Annotated in this window: 14 protein-coding genes; 12 read left to right on the top strand and 2 right to left on the bottom strand. The window is 46.9% G+C overall.

Translation table 11 applies throughout. The features are described from left to right. Positions 1 to 99: 99 nt before the first annotated feature. On the top strand, positions 100 to 315 hold the full coding sequence (locus AUL54_RS08670) for a YczI family protein (RefSeq protein ID WP_406795068.1): 216 nt from the start codon (positions 100 to 102) through the stop codon (positions 313 to 315). On the opposite strand, the gene AUL54_RS08665 is transcribed toward AUL54_RS08670, so the two are convergent. Continuing rightward, a complete protein-coding gene (locus tag AUL54_RS08665) occupies positions 286 to 606 on the bottom strand; it encodes an antibiotic biosynthesis monooxygenase family protein (protein WP_060963584.1) in 321 nt (106 codons plus the stop codon). The genes AUL54_RS08670 and AUL54_RS08665 overlap by 30 nt on opposite strands. 155 nt (positions 607 to 761) lie before the next feature. Here AUL54_RS08665 and AUL54_RS08660 point away from each other — a divergent pair, with 155 nt between their 5' ends. The 9 genes from AUL54_RS08660 (at position 762) to AUL54_RS08620 (ending at position 11,887) form a co-directional block, all read left to right on the top strand. After that, a complete protein-coding gene (locus AUL54_RS08660) occupies positions 762 to 2,765 on the top strand; it encodes a penicillin-binding transpeptidase domain-containing protein (protein ID WP_045926230.1) in 2,004 nt (667 codons plus the stop codon). Between the two features lie 114 nt (positions 2,766 to 2,879). After that, positions 2,880 to 3,782 carry an aldo/keto reductase gene (locus AUL54_RS08655; protein ID WP_060963583.1) on the top strand — a complete coding sequence of 301 codons (903 nt, stop codon included), beginning with the start codon at positions 2,880 to 2,882 and terminating at the stop codon, positions 3,780 to 3,782. A 301-nt stretch (positions 3,783 to 4,083) separates the two neighbouring features. Further along, a complete protein-coding gene (locus tag AUL54_RS08650) occupies positions 4,084 to 6,168 on the top strand; it encodes a BglG family transcription antiterminator (RefSeq protein ID WP_060963582.1) in 2,085 nt (694 codons plus the stop codon). A gap of 220 nt (positions 6,169 to 6,388) precedes the next feature. Next, on the top strand, positions 6,389 to 7,903 hold the full coding sequence (locus tag AUL54_RS08645; RefSeq protein ID WP_060963581.1) for a class I adenylate-forming enzyme family protein: 1,515 nt from the start codon (positions 6,389 to 6,391) through the stop codon (positions 7,901 to 7,903). A gap of 158 nt (positions 7,904 to 8,061) precedes the next feature. Further along, complete coding sequence (locus tag AUL54_RS08640) at positions 8,062 to 8,922, top strand: SDR family oxidoreductase (RefSeq protein WP_016937221.1); 861 nt, start codon at positions 8,062 to 8,064, stop codon at positions 8,920 to 8,922. Positions 8,923 to 8,934: 12 nt separating this feature from the next. Further along, positions 8,935 to 9,438: a D-lyxose/D-mannose family sugar isomerase gene (locus AUL54_RS08635; protein ID WP_060963580.1), complete on the top strand. Its 504-nt coding sequence runs from the start codon at positions 8,935 to 8,937 to the stop codon at positions 9,436 to 9,438. A gap of 87 nt (positions 9,439 to 9,525) precedes the next feature. Next, a complete protein-coding gene (locus AUL54_RS08630; protein ID WP_060963579.1) occupies positions 9,526 to 10,149 on the top strand; it encodes a GNAT family N-acetyltransferase in 624 nt (207 codons plus the stop codon). A 6-nt stretch (positions 10,150 to 10,155) separates the two neighbouring features. Then, a complete protein-coding gene (locus AUL54_RS08625) occupies positions 10,156 to 10,578 on the top strand; it encodes a pyridoxamine 5'-phosphate oxidase family protein (protein ID WP_060963578.1) in 423 nt (140 codons plus the stop codon). A 499-nt stretch (positions 10,579 to 11,077) separates the two neighbouring features. Continuing rightward, on the top strand, positions 11,078 to 11,887 hold the full coding sequence (locus AUL54_RS08620) for a lipid II flippase Amj (RefSeq protein ID WP_060963577.1): 810 nt from the start codon (positions 11,078 to 11,080) through the stop codon (positions 11,885 to 11,887). A gap of 38 nt (positions 11,888 to 11,925) precedes the next feature. Here the strand turns inward: AUL54_RS08620 and AUL54_RS08615 are convergent, their stop codons facing one another. Beyond that, positions 11,926 to 12,216, bottom strand: a complete 291-nt coding sequence (locus AUL54_RS08615; protein WP_013351048.1) for a DUF3817 domain-containing protein — start codon at positions 12,214 to 12,216, stop codon at positions 11,926 to 11,928. Positions 12,217 to 12,392: 176 nt separating this feature from the next. Between AUL54_RS08615 and AUL54_RS08610 the strand changes: the two genes are divergently transcribed. Both AUL54_RS08610 and AUL54_RS08605 read left to right on the top strand, forming a co-directional pair. After that, positions 12,393 to 12,827: a transcriptional regulator LrpC gene (locus tag AUL54_RS08610; protein WP_045926223.1), complete on the top strand. Its 435-nt coding sequence runs from the start codon at positions 12,393 to 12,395 to the stop codon at positions 12,825 to 12,827. Positions 12,828 to 12,891: 64 nt separating this feature from the next. Further along, positions 12,892 to 15,078 (top strand): DNA topoisomerase III, encoded by a 2,187-nt coding sequence (locus AUL54_RS08605; protein ID WP_060963576.1) that lies wholly within the window; start codon positions 12,892 to 12,894, stop codon positions 15,076 to 15,078. The last annotated feature ends 229 nt before the right edge of the window (positions 15,079 to 15,307 follow it).

The following is a 15,307-nucleotide window of genomic DNA, read 5'->3' as shown; positions in this document are numbered from 1 at the left end:
AGAATAATGGGGGATAAAGACAGAAATAGAATTGTGTTCAAAAAATGATAACAGAAAGGATGGATTTTTTTGCTGCGCGTTTTAAAACTGTCACTCGCGATGCTGATTATTATACTTGCTGCTGCCGCATTTACGTATGCAGAACATACATCTGTCATACAGCCGATTATGCTCGTGTTTCTCGGTGCGGTCATGTTCATTCAGGGGCTGGAAGAAAAACGGAAAGAAAACGACGGCTCCGGGAAATTCAATATATATACCGCCGTTTTTGTATGGTCGATCTCTTTAATCGGTTTTACGCTTCACGTAATCTGAGTTTGATAGATCCTGAAAATGCTCCACAACGGGAAAAGGTGAATAAAAACGGTGCAGTAAGGCTTTCCATTCCTGATATTTCGGCGATCCGCGAAAGCCTATTGTATGATCCTCTAATGTTTCCCATTCCACCAGCAGCAAATATTTATGCGTTTCCTCCATACATTTGGACAAGGAATGGGACAGATAACCTTTCATACCCGCTATAATCGGCTCCGCCCGGCGAAATGCCGCTTCGAATTCTCCTTCAAGACCTTCTTTTACATGCAGCATGGCTGCTTCTCTGATCATTCGGAACTCCCCCTTTTATTAATAGATACATTGTATAAAAATATGGACAAAAATAGCTGAAAAACATAAAAATTTAAAACACTATAAGTAAAAAATCCTTGCAAGCCTCATTTGGTTTAGGAGAAAATAACAATTGGAAGGCAGGGGAATAGACAGTGAAAAAAGGATTATACCTATTACTTTTACTCGCAGGAATCATAGGTTTAATCGGCTGCTCGAAATCGGAGTCAGCTGAAGACAGAATGAAAGATTTCGTAAAAGACTGGAATGGCGGTCATTACGATAAAATGTACCAAAGCCTCACCCAGGATGAAAAGAAAAAACTATCCAAAAAGGATTTTGTAAAACGATATGAAACCATTTATGAACAAGCAGGGGTCAAAAATCTGAAAGTCACTGCCGAAAAACAGGACGAAGACGATAAGAAAAAAGATGACCTTCAGCACATCGATTATAAAGTCAGCATGGATACAAAAGCAGGAAAGGTCGCCTTTGACAACACGGCCGTCCTGAAAAAAGAAAAAACAGACGATGGAGAATCATGGAACATCGACTGGAATCCTTCTTTTATTTTCAAACAGCTTTCCGATGACAAAACCGTGCAGATCGCAAATGAAGAACCGAAGCGCGGGCAAATCTACGACAAAGACGGCAAAGGCCTCGCCGTGAATACGGAGGTGCCGGAAATCGGCATTATCCCTGGAAAACTCGGCAAGGATAAAGACAGCGTGATCAAAAAACTGTCTGAAAAACTGGACCTTTCTGAAGACGATATCAAAAGCAAACTGAATCAGGGCTGGGTAAAAGACGACTCCTATGTTCCGATTCAAAAAATCAGACCGGATGATGAAAGCAAGGTCAAAAGCCTGCTCGCATTAGACGGCGTGACGAAAACGAAAGTCAGCTCCCGCTACTATCCGTACGGGGAAAAAGCGGCCCATCTGACCGGATATATTAAAACAATCACTGCGGAGCAGCTGAAAAAAGCGAAAGAAGGCCAATACAGCGACACCTCCAAAATCGGAACCGCCGGCCTTGAAAATGTATACGAAGACAAGCTTCGCGGCACGACCGGCTGGAAAATTTACGTCCCGCAAACGGGAGAGGTCATTGCTGAAAAGAAAGCCGAAAACGGGCAGGATATTCATGTAACGATTGATATGAAAACGCAGACGAAGCTGTATGATTCCATGAAAGATGACAGCGGAGCGGCAGTCGCTCTTGAACCGCAAACGGGAGAGACCCTCGCGCTTGTCAGCGCACCGTCTTATGATCCGAACGGCTTTATTTTCGGCTGGAGCGGCAAAGAATGGAAAAAGCTGAATGAAAATAAAGACAATCCGTTTTCAGCGAAATTCAACAAGCTGTATGCACCGGGATCAACGATTAAACCGATTGCCGCGGCAGTCGGCCTGACAAACGGCACATTGAAAGCGTCAGAAAAGAAAAAAATCACCGGAAAAGAGTGGCAGAAAGATTCAAGCTGGGGCGGTTACCATGTCACACGCGTATCAGAGCGCCTGAATGAAGTGGATCTCGAAAACGCGCTGATTACATCGGACAACATCTACTTTGCGCAAAATGCCATAGACGCCGGAGCGGACGCGTTTACAAAAGGATTAAAAACATTTGGCTTTGACGAAGACATTCCGTACCAATTCCCGATTGAAAAGTCGTCAATCGCAAATGGCAAGCTTGATTCCGAGATTCTTCTCGGAGATACGGGCTACGGCCAAGGACAGATGCTGATGTCTCCGCTGCACTTAGCGGCTGATTATACCGCATTTGTAACAGACGGAAATCTCGTCAAACCGACATTAATCAAAGACGGAGAAAAAACACCGCAAATCTGGCATAAGCAAGTAGTGTCCAAAGCCAATGCCGAAGAAATCACAAAAGGGCTGAGAGGCGTCGTGGAAGATCCGCGCGGCTCTGCATATCAGCCGGCCGTAAGCGGCATTACCGTAGCCGGAAAAACCGGCACAGCCGAGCTGAAAACGTCAAAAGAAGATAAAGACGGCAAAGAAAACGGCTGGTTTGTCGGCTACGATTATAAAAAGAAAGACCTCTTGATCGCGATGATGATTCAAGACGTCAAAAAACGCGGCGGAAGCCATTACGTCGTTGAAAAAGCGAAAAAGCAGTTTCAGAATCATTAAATGACGATTTTTGCGGGCTGAAAGGAAAATCAGCCGCCGAAGCAGAATGAAACAGCATGGGCAATTCCTGAAAACAGCGATACAAGGGCTCACTAAGAAAAAGGGGGATTTCACATGCAGCGTATTCAATTGGCTGAAGACCTGGAATTTTCAAGAGTGATACACGGGCTTTGGCGTCTGAACGAATGGAATTATTCGGACACAGAGCTGCTGGATCTGATTGAATGGTGTATCAGCCAAGGCATTACCACCTTCGACCATGCCGATATATACGGCAGTTATACATGTGAAAAGCTGTTCGGCGGTGCTTTGTCCCTTTCACCTTCAATAAGGGAGCAAATCGAAATCGTCACAAAATGCGGGATCGTCATTGAGTCACCGGAACGGCCCGGCAACAAGATGCACCATTATAATACGTTGAAATCTCACATCTTAGCGTCGGCTGAGCAGTCGCTCTTGAATCTGAATACGGATTATCTCGATGTGCTGCTCATTCACAGACCGGACCCGCTTATGGACCCGGAAGCTGTGGCTGAAGCGTTTCATGCGCTGAAAAGCTCGGGCAAGGTCAGATATTTTGGAGTGTCAAACTTTAAAGCGCACCAGTACAGAATGCTCGAATCCTATTTGGATGATCCGCTCATCACGAACCAAATTGAAATTTCTGCTTACGAGCTGGAAAATATTCACGACAGCACGCTGGATTTCTGTCAGGAAAAACGCATCCCGCCGATGGCGTGGTCACCGCTTGCGGGCGGAAGCGTTTTTACAGGCCAATCAGATAAGGACGTCCGGATCCGCGCCGCGCTTCGTTCCGTACAGGAAGAAATCGGCGCCGCGTCCATGGGCGAAGTCATGTACGCATGGCTGTTCACCCATCCGGCCGACATCATGCCGATTGTCGGCAGCGGAAAACAGAGCCGCATTTCCGCCGCGGTGCGTGCATCAGCTTACACACTCAGCCATGATCAATGGTTTCGGGTTTATACAAGTGTCCAAGGTTATGATATTCCATAAACAAAACAAACGCCCGGGAAGGTATCTTCCCGGGCATTTGTTTATGTGGTGTGCAATGTCTAAAAACAAGTAAGGTCACTTTGAAGTATAGCCGTTCAGATGAAAGGAACCAAGCATCATGGCATATTATCTGACACATTTTTCTTATTCAATACTGTCACACGGACCAGTGCCAAATTGCCATTAGAAAATGGTTGAATAATCATTGAAAGCGTTTTATATTTTTAGTTACAACACTTTCCCCGGAAGCACCCCCCATGTGCCGCATCCCTCACAACTAGAAAATCTGGAGGCGCGTTTCATGTATATGACAGCGAGAGAACAAAAATTAATGAAACATCTTTTACTGCAGAACCGGTACGAAACAGTGCATGAACTGGCGGAAGCTTTACAAGTCAGCACGAGAACCGTTCACCGCGAGTTAAAAACAATCAAACCGCTGATGGAATCATTCGGTCTGGCACTTGATAAACAGCCCGGCAAAGGACTGAAAGCGGTGGGAAACCCGGAGGATAAACAGAAGCTCCTGTCAGACCTGTCCTTTGAACAGCATGAGTACAGCGCTGAGGAGCGGAAACTTTTAATCCTATGTTCACTATTAGAGTCTCAAGATCCGATCAAGCTCTACAGTCTGGCGAACGAACTCCAAGTGACAAACGCGACGATCAGTTATGATCTTGATGAACTGGAGACTTGGATTGCGCCCTTCGGCTTGACGCTGATCCGAAAAAGAGGCTTCGGCATTCAGCTGACGGGACCGGAAAATGCGAAACGGAAAATCGTCGGCAACCTCATGGTCAACCGCCTTGATATTCAAAGCTTTTTGGAAGCGGTTGAATTGAATATTAAAGGAAAACCCGACGCTGATGATAAAATGTTCGGCGTCGTAAATAAAGCGGAACTTTTGAAAATGGACCGGCTCTTGATCCAGCTCAAGGAAAAAATTTCGATCGCCTTATCTGACAGCTCCTATATGGCGCTGGCGGTTCATTTAACCTTTGCGATGGAGCGGATCAGACTCGGAGAAACCATCACGATGGAGGCTTCTGAACGAAAAGCGCTGCAGCAGACGAAGGAATACGGCTCCGCGCTCGAAATGGCAAAAGAGCTTGAAAAAGCCTTCGGCGTTTCGATACCGGAGGCTGAGATCGGCTACATCACCATCCATTTACGGAGCGCCAACCGCCAATACAAAACCGAATTCAAGCCCGAGAACATTGAAGTTGAAACGGCTTTGCAAACAAAGCAGCTGATCGGCTTCATTTCAGAAAAAATTAAAATGGATCTGACGGAAAACGGCTCTTTATACGACGGTTTAATCGCCCATCTCGAACCTGCGATCAACCGGGTAAAAGAGAGTATCGACATGTACAACCCGATGACTCAGCAAATTAAACGCGACTACTTCCTGCTGTATATGGCCGTAGAAGAAGGAATGGAAAAATTCTTTCCGGGGCTTCATTTTCCTGATGATGAGATCGCTTTCATCGTTCTGCACTTCGGCTCCGCCCTGGAAATCAAACGGGAAGAAGCGAAAATCAAGGCGCTGATCGTCTGTTCAAGCGGCATTGGGTCGTCCAAAATGCTCGCATCCAGACTGAAAAAAGAGCTCCCGGAAATCCGTTCCTTTGATATGTCTTCCCTTATTGAACTGAAGGACCGTGATACCGCCGCGTACGACATGATCGTATCCACCGTGCCGATCCCGTATGAAAACATTGATTATGTCATGGTCAGTCCGCTTTTAAATGAAGAAGACGCCGATCAGGTCAAGCAGTACATCAAAAGAAAGATTCCGCTGATTCTTGACAAGAAAAGAAACGGCAGAAGAGAGGAGAACCAGCCGGAGACGCCTGATATGCTGGAAGCGGCCGGGCGTCTGGCGCATTATGCGGCGGTTATCCAAAGCGTGCTGGGGAACTTTTCGATCAAATCCATTGATTCAAACACGGCGTATGAGCTGTTTTTGAACCGTATGTTTGCCATGCTGGAGGAAGAAGGATTGGTTCATAATGCCCAAAAAACCGCACAGCGCCTTGCAGAGCGTGAAGAACAGGGCGGGCTCGGCATTCCGGGAACGGCAATGGCGTTGTACCATCTCAAAAATGAAGAAATTGTCACGCCTTTTTTCAAAATTTATGATTTGACAGTTCCATGCAGTGTCAAAGGCATGGACGGAAATTCCCTGACCGTCGGCCGCGCTTTAGTGATGATGGCGCCGGCTGATATGCCCGCTGAAGGATCGGAAATATTAAGTGCGGTCAGCTCGGCCATCATTGAATCCGAAGCCAGTATAAAAGCCTTCCAGACTGAGGATCAGGCCGATTTATACAAACGTTTAAACAGGCTGTTTTATCATTTCATTCAGGAAAAAGGACAGCGCTGAACAGATGGTGCACCCCTCATATGGGGTGTGTTTTTTTCTGCATGTATGAGGGTAATGGGAAGGGAAGAAACTAAAACAAGGGACTATTGTATCATTCACGAATGGAATAGTTCTAAAACAAAATTGTTTTACAAGTTATATTTTTTGGTTTAAAATGGGTTGCGTGAGGAAGAAAATCTGACAGAGTTTTTTGTGATTTATGATTATGGGAGATGAAAATATGGAGACATTACAGCATCTGATTCTGCACGACATTTCAAATAGCGAAGAGATCGAAGCTGTAAAAAGCGGTGCGCATACCCTGACTTACGCGGAATATCGAAAACGAATCAACCAGCTTGCGCAATCGCTTCTTGATAAAGGAATAAAAAAAGACGACAGAGTGGCGATGCTTTGTAAAAACGGCCACGCGTCATCTATCGTCATGTTTGCGGCACTTGAAATCGGAGCGGTGGTTGTGCCGGTCAGCTGGCAATTAACACCTTATGAAATGACAGGCATTTTAGCTGCCTGTGAACCGAAAGCTGTTTTTTACGGCACTGAATTTAAAGAGATTATGGAAGAAGTGCTTCCTGCGCTTGCATCTTCCCTTAAACTGAAGGTCGTGACCGGAACAGCTGCGGAGACAACGCCTGAGTTTGACGCTTTATTGACAGGCTCCGGCGATACACCGGACGTCGAAACAGTGTCCGAAAACGATACGGCATTGCTGATGTTTACCTCGGGTACTACAGGCAATCCGAAACGCTGCATGATCACTCACGGCGGCATATACAACTACGTAAAAGCGACATTGGCATACACGGGGAGAATGCAGAATGTCCGCTTCTTAGCATGCCATCCGAATTACCATACGAGCGCGATTATCTGCCAGATGGTCGGCACGATGAGCGGAACGACATTCATTATGACAGACAATCAGGACCCTGTAGAAAACTTGAAGCTCATCGAAAAAGAGAAAATTCAAACCATCATGGCGCTGCCAGTCTATTTCACATATCTGCTGAAAGCATGGGAAACGCACCAGACTGACATGTCTTCTATCGTTTATTTGATGACTGGAGGAACAAAGGTGCCAAGCAGCCTGATCCAGCAGTATCGCGACATCGGCATTCCGCTCATGCACGGATACGGAAGCACTGAAGCGTGGGGCATCAGCTCTTGGAATCCGCAAATGGGAATGGATAAAGCTGCTTCTGCGGGTAAACCGATGGAAGAAGTGGACGTCCGCATTGTAGATCCGGAAACAGGCGAAGTCCTTCCGCAAGGCTCAATCGGAGAAGTCGTTGTGACAAATCCGTTTTTATTCAAAGGGTACGAAGGTAACGAAGAAGCGACACGAAAAGTGCTGAAAGACGGCTGGTTCCATACGGGCGATTCCGGATATGTGGATGAAGACGGATTTATCTTTATCACCGGACGTTATAAAGATGTCATCATCTACGGAGGCGACAATATTTATCCTGACCAGATTGAAGAGGTCATTCAGCAAGTGCCGGGAATTCTCGAAACGGCGGTTGTCGGTATCCCTGATCCGCTTTACGGTGAAAAACCGAAAGCGTTCATCGTGACAAACGGCAGAGAAGACTTGACAGAAGAAGAAGTGACCCGATTCCTTCAAGAACGTCTTGCTGCCTTTAAAATTCCGGAAATTGAGTTCGTCAGCGAACTTCCGAAAAACAACCTTGGAAAAGTGAGAAAAGACGTTCTCCGCAAACAAGCGGTACGTTCATAATTGAAATCAAAAACCCGGCTGCCAGCCGGGTTTTTTTCTTGCGTTTCATGTGAAACATTTTTCTCCGAAAACGTTTTGAACTGTCTCATTCATGTTTATCCAAAAGACAGCAGAGGTAGACAAGAAGTATGACAACGAACAATAAGGAGGAACTTGACATGGAAAACTATCCGAAGGAATTCCCTGCAAAATCTCAAAACCGCCAGCCGGGCATTGAAAACGAAATGAATCCGGCGCCTGTTTACGAATACAAAGAATATAAAGGCGCTGACAAACTAAAAGGGAAAACCGCACTTATCACAGGGGGCGACAGCGGTATCGGACGCGCCGTAGCAGTCGCTTACGCAAAAGAAGGCGCAAATGTCGCGATCGTTTATTTTGATGAAAACGGAGATGCGGAGGATACAAAAAAACGAGTGGAAGAAGAAGGCGTAAAATGCCTGTTAATCTCCGGCGATGTCGGTGAGGAAGACTTTTGCAATGAAGCCGTTGAAAAAACGGTTGAAGAATTCGGACGTCTTGATATTCTCGTGAATAATGCCGGGGAACAGCATCCGAAAGAAAGCATTAAGGACATTACAAGCGAGCAGCTTCACAGAACCTTTAAGACAAACTTTTACTCACAATTTTATTTGACTAAAAAAGCAATTGATTACATGAAGCCGGGCAGCGCGATCATCAATACGACATCCATTAATCCTTACACAGGCAATCCGCAGCTGATCGACTACACGGCTACGAAAGGCGCGATTAACGGTTTTACGAGATCCATGGCGCAAGCGCTCGTCAACGACGGTATCCGTGTCAACGCCGTGGCGCCGGGACCGATCTGGACACCGCTTATTCCGGCGACCTTCTCGGAAGAAACCGTTGCTTCCTTCGGTCAGGATACGCCGATGGGCCGGGCAGGCCAGCCTGTTGAGCATGTCGGCTGCTATGTGCTATTGGCCTCAGATGAATCATCTTATATGACCGGACAGACGCTGCATGTCAACGGCGGCAGATTTGTGACCACATAAGGAGGCTGAAGCATGACGATATCGAAGCAAGACGTAAATGCATACTATCAAAAAGCGGGAATCGTTCTGACAGATGATGAAGTCGAAGATATTCAAATCATGGATTACGGCTTAGGCAAGCTTGAGGAAACCGGGCTTCAGCTGTTTATTTACGTGAATACCGACCGCTACTGTTCAAAAGAATTGGTGCTCTTCCCGCGCCAGACGTGTCCGGAACACCGTCATCCGCCGGTCGGCGGCGAAAAGGGAAAACAAGAGACATTCCGCTGCCGCTGGGGGAAGGTGTATCTCTACGTAGAAGGCGAAAAGGCAGAGAACCCAAGCGTCCTCCCGCCGGAAGAAGATAAGGAATACTACACTGTCTGGAATGAAATTGTGCTGGAACCGGGCGAACAATACACCATTCCGCCGGATACGAAACATTGGTTCCAAGCGGGAGAAGAAGGGGCGGTCGTTACGGAAATGTCATCGCCAAGCACGGATGATCACGACGTTTTTACCGACCCGCGTATTTAAAGATGAGGCTGCACGCCTCATCTTTTTTTGTATGGAAAAAAATGAATTTACCTGTATAATGGCTAATAAAGGAAAGAAGGTGTGATCGTGTTTTCCTGTCAAATCCGGGAACATCTGACGATCAGATTGCTTGCCAAAGAAGATACGGACGAATTGTATTCTGTTATGAAGCGAAATCAAAACCATCTCAGCGAATGGCTCAGCTGGGCGGAAGAACTGGCTGATATCGATACGTACCGCGATGTGATCATTCCGGAATGGCGCTATAAATATGCGGAAGAGAATGGTTTCGACGCCGGAATTTTTGTAAAGGGCCGGTTTTGCGGCATGATCAGCATCCATAATTTTGACACAGTCAATCATCAAGCGGAAATCGGCTACTGGCTGGATCAAGAGCATGAAGGATTCGGCATCATCACCGCAAGCTGCCGGGCGGTTATCACACATGCATTTCAGGACCTCGGGCTGAACCGTATCATGATCAGCGCCGCTGAAAAAAACACGAAAAGCAGGGCGGTGGCGGAACGGCTCGGATTTCAGAAAGAAGGACTGACGAGAGAAGGCATTTTCGTGCAGGGCGCCTATCATGACGCGGTGAAATACAGCATGCTGAAGCGGGAATGGAGCGAAGAACGGCAGAAGAGCACATTTCTTGGTTTAAATGTCTCCCCAATGTGGAAAAGTAACAGCGGAGACGTTAAAAAGGAGTGATTCTGCATGAATCAAAATGAAATCAAAGAAAAAGTGCTTGAAGTACTGGATCATCATAAAGTCGGTTCGCTTGCGACGGTAGAGCAAGGCAAGCCGCATTCACGCTACATGACATTTTTCCATGACGGCTTAACAATTTACACGCCGACGAGCAAAGACACTCATAAAGCGGAAGAAGTTGAAAACAATCCGAATGTTCATATCTTGTTAGGGTATGACGGTGACGGATTCGGTGACGCTTATGTGGAAGTGGCCGGAACCGCCAAATTGAACAACTCAGCAGATTTAAAAGAAAAGCTGTGGGATTCGAAACTGGAACGCTGGTTCGACGGAAAAGACGATCCGAACCTGGTGATTCTTGAAATTGAACCGAAGCAGATCAAGCTCATGAACGCGGGTGAAAAAACGCCGGCCGAGCTGGAACTTTAATAAATCATTTGATCATTCGGGGGCAATCTGTTATAATTAACTGCTAAGTGACAACATGCAAATAAAAAAGAAAGTAAACTTCTTTTTTCTGTTTTGATATAGAAGCTTCAGGCTTCAACAGACAGCTTGAAAAAAAGCTGAGCTTATTCTTTTCCTTCTGATATTCGCCCCTAACGAAGAGATGGAAAAAAGACTTTTTGTTTTACAATTCACACCGGCGCGGCTTCGGAGCCGCAGTGACGATTGAGAGGTAGGGCTTTCGTTGTCTTGTGTTCAAGAACTTCCATGGTGTTTACTTTCGAAGAATGATTCTGTCGGAACTGTAATTTACGAATCACCCGCGGGCTAAGGCGGGAAACCATATATTATTTATTTGCGTAAGAAAAGAATAAGACAAAACCGCACCGGACATCCGGGCGGTTTTTTTATTTGATCGGCCGAAACCTCGCCGCTTTCTGCAGAGTCTAATCAGTATGAAAAGATTTGGAGGAATCATACATTGCACGTTATTACTTCACAAGTACTGTTTATCTTCTGTTTTCTGCTGCTGATACATTCGGTTGAAACGCTTGCTTATGCAACACGGCTTTCCGGCGCGAGAGTCGGATTTATCGCGTCCGCGCTGTCATTATTTAATGTCATGGTCATCGTGTCGCGCATGTCAAACATGGTCCAGCAGCCGTTTACCGGACATCTGATTGATGCCGCCGGATCAAACGCCCTATCTGTTGTGGGCGCTCAGTTTCGGTTTTTAATATTCGGCTCCACGGTCGGAACGATACTCGGCATCTGTCTTTTGCCGACATTCGTCGCGTTATTCACCAGGGCGATTATACACTTGGCGGACGGAGGAGGCTCCGTCATGCAGGTGTTTAAAAAAGGATTTTCACTGAACGGGCTGAAGCATGCGCGTTCTTATATCAGACTGCCGTCCGTCTCCTATTTAAAAGGGCTTCAATTCCGAATGATCCCGAAACGCTTGTTTGTCATTAATATGGTCATTACGTCCATTTACACGATCGGTGTCCTGTCCGCTCTGTATGCCGGCCTTCTGGCGCCTGAGCACAGCACGACGGCGGTGATGGCATCAGGTTTAATCAACGGGGTTGCGACCATGCTGTTGGCCGTGTTTGTTGATCCGAAAGTATCCGTACTGGCAGACGATGTGGCGAAGGGCAAGCGCAGCTATGTCTCCTTAAAATGGACATCATTGACGATGGTGACCTCAAGGGTCGCGGGCACGCTTCTCGCCCAGCTCGTATTCCTCCCCGGCGCTTATTATATCGCCTGGGTGACGAAATGGATGTAACGCATAAAAAAAGCTCCTCTGCAAAAAAGAGGAGCTTTTCATTTATAATTTCTCAGGCCGCGATCATAAATAAAATTGCCGAATGGGATAAAGGCCGCGATAAAACCGGCGGCTGACCATTTCACGTGCCATTTGACGGTAAACGCCGCATACGCCAGCACTGCCAAATAAATGATAAACAAACCGCCGTGAATGGAGCCGGCAATGGTGACGGCGAGCGGATGATGAGCCCAATACTTCAGCGGCATCGCGATAAACAGCAGCACCAAAAGCGACATGCCTTCAATAAAACCCATCGTGCGAAGCCTGCCGATCGGCGTGTGTAACATACAATTCCCTCCTGTCAGACATCTTTTTTCCTCTATACTATGAGCAATGGGCAGTCCTAATATGACCATTTCGCGTCTGTTCCTGAAAAAACCTTCCTCATTTCAGATTGTTATTCTTGTCATTTTTCGGATTTCTCTTGATAATATAGCCAAAAAGGTAAGGAAGGACTACAGTCATGAAACTAGATAATGTTGATCTGAGCATCATAAAAGAGCTGCAGCGGGACAGCCGCCTGTCCATGCGGGAGCTGGGCAGAAAAATCAAATTGTCAGCCCCGTCGGTCACAGAGCGTGTCAGGCAGCTTGAATCCTTCGGCGTCATTAAGCGCTATACGTTGGACATTGATCAAAAAAAGATCGGGCTTCCCGTTTCCTGTATTGTCGAAGCGACAGTGAAAAACGGAAAATACGATCAATTTAAAACCTACATTCAATCCATTCCCAACATTGAATTTTGTTTTCGGATTGCCGGCGCGGCGTGTTATATGCTGAAGATGAACGCGGACAGCCTGGAAACGATCGAACACTTCATCGACCGCACCTCTCCGTATGCCCAAACCGTGACCCACGTCATTTTCTCAGAAATTGACACAAAAAACGTCCTCGATTAGAGAGAGCGTGAGGAAGTCTGTTATAATAACAGGATGAGTGTGAAAGAAAGAGAAGTGAAAAAGTATGTCAAAAACAGTTGTATTAGCTGAAAAACCTTCAGTCGGCCGGGACTTGGCCCGCGTTCTGAAGTGTCATAAAAAAGGAAACGGATATCTTGAAGGCGACCGCTACATCGTCACATGGGCGCTCGGGCATTTGGTAACGCTCGCTGATCCTGAAGGGTACGGCAAAGAATATCAATCATGGCGGCTTGAGGATCTGCCGATTATTCCGGAGCCTTTGAAGCTCGTCGTCATCAAAAAAACAGGAAAGCAGTTCAATGCGGTCAAAGCCCAGCTTGTCCGGAAAGACGTCAGCCAGATCGTAATCGCAACAGACGCAGGGCGGGAAGGGGAGCTTGTGGCCCGCTGGATTATCGAAAAGGCAAACGTCCGCAAACCGATTCAGCGGCTGTGGATTTCCTCTGTAACAGACAAGGCGATTAAAGAAGGATTCCAAAAGCTTCGCAGCGGCAAAGAGTACGAAAATCTGTATCATTCCGCCGTCGCCAGAGCGGAAGCGGATTGGATCGTCGGCATCAACGCGACCCGCGCCCTGACGACAAAATTTAACGCGCAGCTGTCATGCGGACGCGTCCAGACTCCGACACTGGCGATGATCGCCAAGCGTGAAGCGGACATTCAGGCGTTCACACCCGTCCCATATTATGGTCTCCGCGCGGCTGCTGATCAGTTGACGCTGACATGGCAGGATAAAAAAACAAAGCAGACAAGAACGTTCGACCAGACGGTGATCGGCCGTTTGGCAAAAGATCTCCAAGGAAAGCCGGCAGTCATTTCAGAATTGAAAAAAACGGCGAAGAAAAGCTTCGCTCCCGGTCTTTACGACTTGACGGAATTGCAGCGGGATGCTCATAAGCGCTTCGGTTTTTCCGCAAAAGAGACGCTGTCCGTGCTTCAAAAACTGTATGAACAGCACAAGCTTGTCACGTACCCGCGGACGGATTCCAGATTCCTTTCCGCCGACATCGTGCCGACTTTAAAAGACCGTTTAAACGGCATGGAAGTCAAGCCGTACGCACAATACGTCAATCAAATACTGAAGCGCGGCGTCAAAGCGCATAAAGGATTCGTCAATGATGCGAAAGTATCGGATCACCATGCCATCATTCCGACAGAGGAGCCGCTGATCCTTTCAAGCCTCAGCGACAAAGAACGCAAGCTTTACGATCTGATCGCCAAACGTTTTCTCGCTGTGTTAATGCCGGCGTTCGAATACGAAGAAACAAAGGTCACAGCCGATATCGGCGGCGAAACATTTACCGCAAAAGGGAAAACCGTTCAATCGCCGGGCTGGAAAGCCGTGTACGATATGTACGAGGATGACGACGATCATGAGGAAGACAAAGATCAGACGCTCCCGGCCCTTCAGCAAGGTCAGCGCCTGTCCGTCTCGTCGCTGAAAGAAACGAGCGGACAGACGAAACCGCCTGCGCGTTTTAATGAAGGCACGCTGTTGTCCGCGATGGAGAACCCAAGCGCCTTTATGCAGGGAGAAGAGAAGAACCTTGTGAAAACATTGGGTGAAACCGGAGGACTCGGAACAGTCGCCACCCGCGCTGATATTATTGAAAAACTGTTCAACAGTTTCTTAATCGAGAAAAAAGAAAAAGATATTTTCATCACGTCAAAAGGGAAGCAGCTCTTACAGCTCGTCCCGGAAGATTTAAAATCGCCGGCGTTAACCGCCGAGTGGGAGCAAAAGCTCTCCGCTATCGCAGCGGGCAAACTGAAATCCGCCGTGTTTATTAAAGACATGAAAACATATGCGGACAAAACGGTGAAGGAAATCAAAAACAGCAGCCAAACCTTCAGACATGACAACATTTCAGGCACCGCCTGCCCTGATTGCGGCAAGATGATGCTTAAAGTCAACGGCAAACGCGGCACGATGCTCGTGTGTCAGGATCGGGAATGCGGCAGCCGAAAAACGGTGGCGAGAAAAACCAACGCCCGCTGTCCGAACTGCCATAAGAAAATGGAGCTTCGCGGCCAGGGTGAAGGCCAAACCTTCGCATGTGTATGCGGCCACCGGGAGAAACTGTCCGTCTTTGAAAAGCGCAAGGCGAAAGATAAATCCGGACGCGCATCCAAGCGGGACATCAACTCTTATATGAAAACCCAAAATAAAGAGGAGCCGATGAACAACGCGCTGGCAGAACAGCTGAAAAAACTCGGCCTGGATAAATAAATCAGAGAAAGGCAGCATTTGTAAAGAAATGCTGCCTTTTGTCGTGTTTTCACTGTATTGGGAATGAAATCCAAACAAAGAGGGAAAAGGTGAATCGGCGGCACCCCTATTTTAAAATTTCCCAATGTGAAAATATGCTAGTATTCTTTTATCGTTTCTTATATAGTAAAAATTGCTTTGTGAAAAATAAGATATAGGTATAAAAAAGGAATTACAAAATAGGAGGATG

Source organism: Bacillus sp. SDLI1, assembly GCF_001553895.1.
GTDB classification, from domain to species: Bacteria; Bacillota; Bacilli; order Bacillales; family Bacillaceae; genus Bacillus; species Bacillus siamensis.
Note: the sequence above shows the minus strand (reverse complement) of the source record. Positions and strands in the feature narration are given on the sequence as shown.

Bases quoted from the DNA above. Each gene is read 5' to 3' on its own strand.
- AUL54_RS08665 (WP_060963584.1), bottom strand. From the start codon at position 606: ATGATCAGAGAAGCAGCCATGCTGCATGTAAAAGAAGGTCTTGAAGGA.
- AUL54_RS08670 (WP_406795068.1), top strand. From the start codon at position 100: ATGCTGATTATTATACTTGCTGCTGCCGCATTTACGTATGCAGAACAT.
- AUL54_RS08650 (WP_060963582.1), top strand. From the start codon at position 4,084: ATGTATATGACAGCGAGAGAACAAAAATTAATGAAACATCTTTTACTG.
- AUL54_RS08625 (WP_060963578.1), top strand. From the start codon at position 10,156: ATGAATCAAAATGAAATCAAAGAAAAAGTGCTTGAAGTACTGGATCAT.
- AUL54_RS08645 (WP_060963581.1), top strand. From the start codon at position 6,389: ATGGAGACATTACAGCATCTGATTCTGCACGACATTTCAAATAGCGAA.
- AUL54_RS08610 (WP_045926223.1), top strand. From the start codon at position 12,393: ATGAAACTAGATAATGTTGATCTGAGCATCATAAAAGAGCTGCAGCGG.
- AUL54_RS08655 (WP_060963583.1), top strand. From the start codon at position 2,880: ATGCAGCGTATTCAATTGGCTGAAGACCTGGAATTTTCAAGAGTGATA.
- AUL54_RS08605 (WP_060963576.1), top strand. From the start codon at position 12,892: ATGTCAAAAACAGTTGTATTAGCTGAAAAACCTTCAGTCGGCCGGGAC.
- AUL54_RS08615 (WP_013351048.1), bottom strand. From the start codon at position 12,216: ATGTTACACACGCCGATCGGCAGGCTTCGCACGATGGGTTTTATTGAA.
- AUL54_RS08635 (WP_060963580.1), top strand. From the start codon at position 8,935: ATGACGATATCGAAGCAAGACGTAAATGCATACTATCAAAAAGCGGGA.
- AUL54_RS08640 (WP_016937221.1), top strand. From the start codon at position 8,062: ATGGAAAACTATCCGAAGGAATTCCCTGCAAAATCTCAAAACCGCCAG.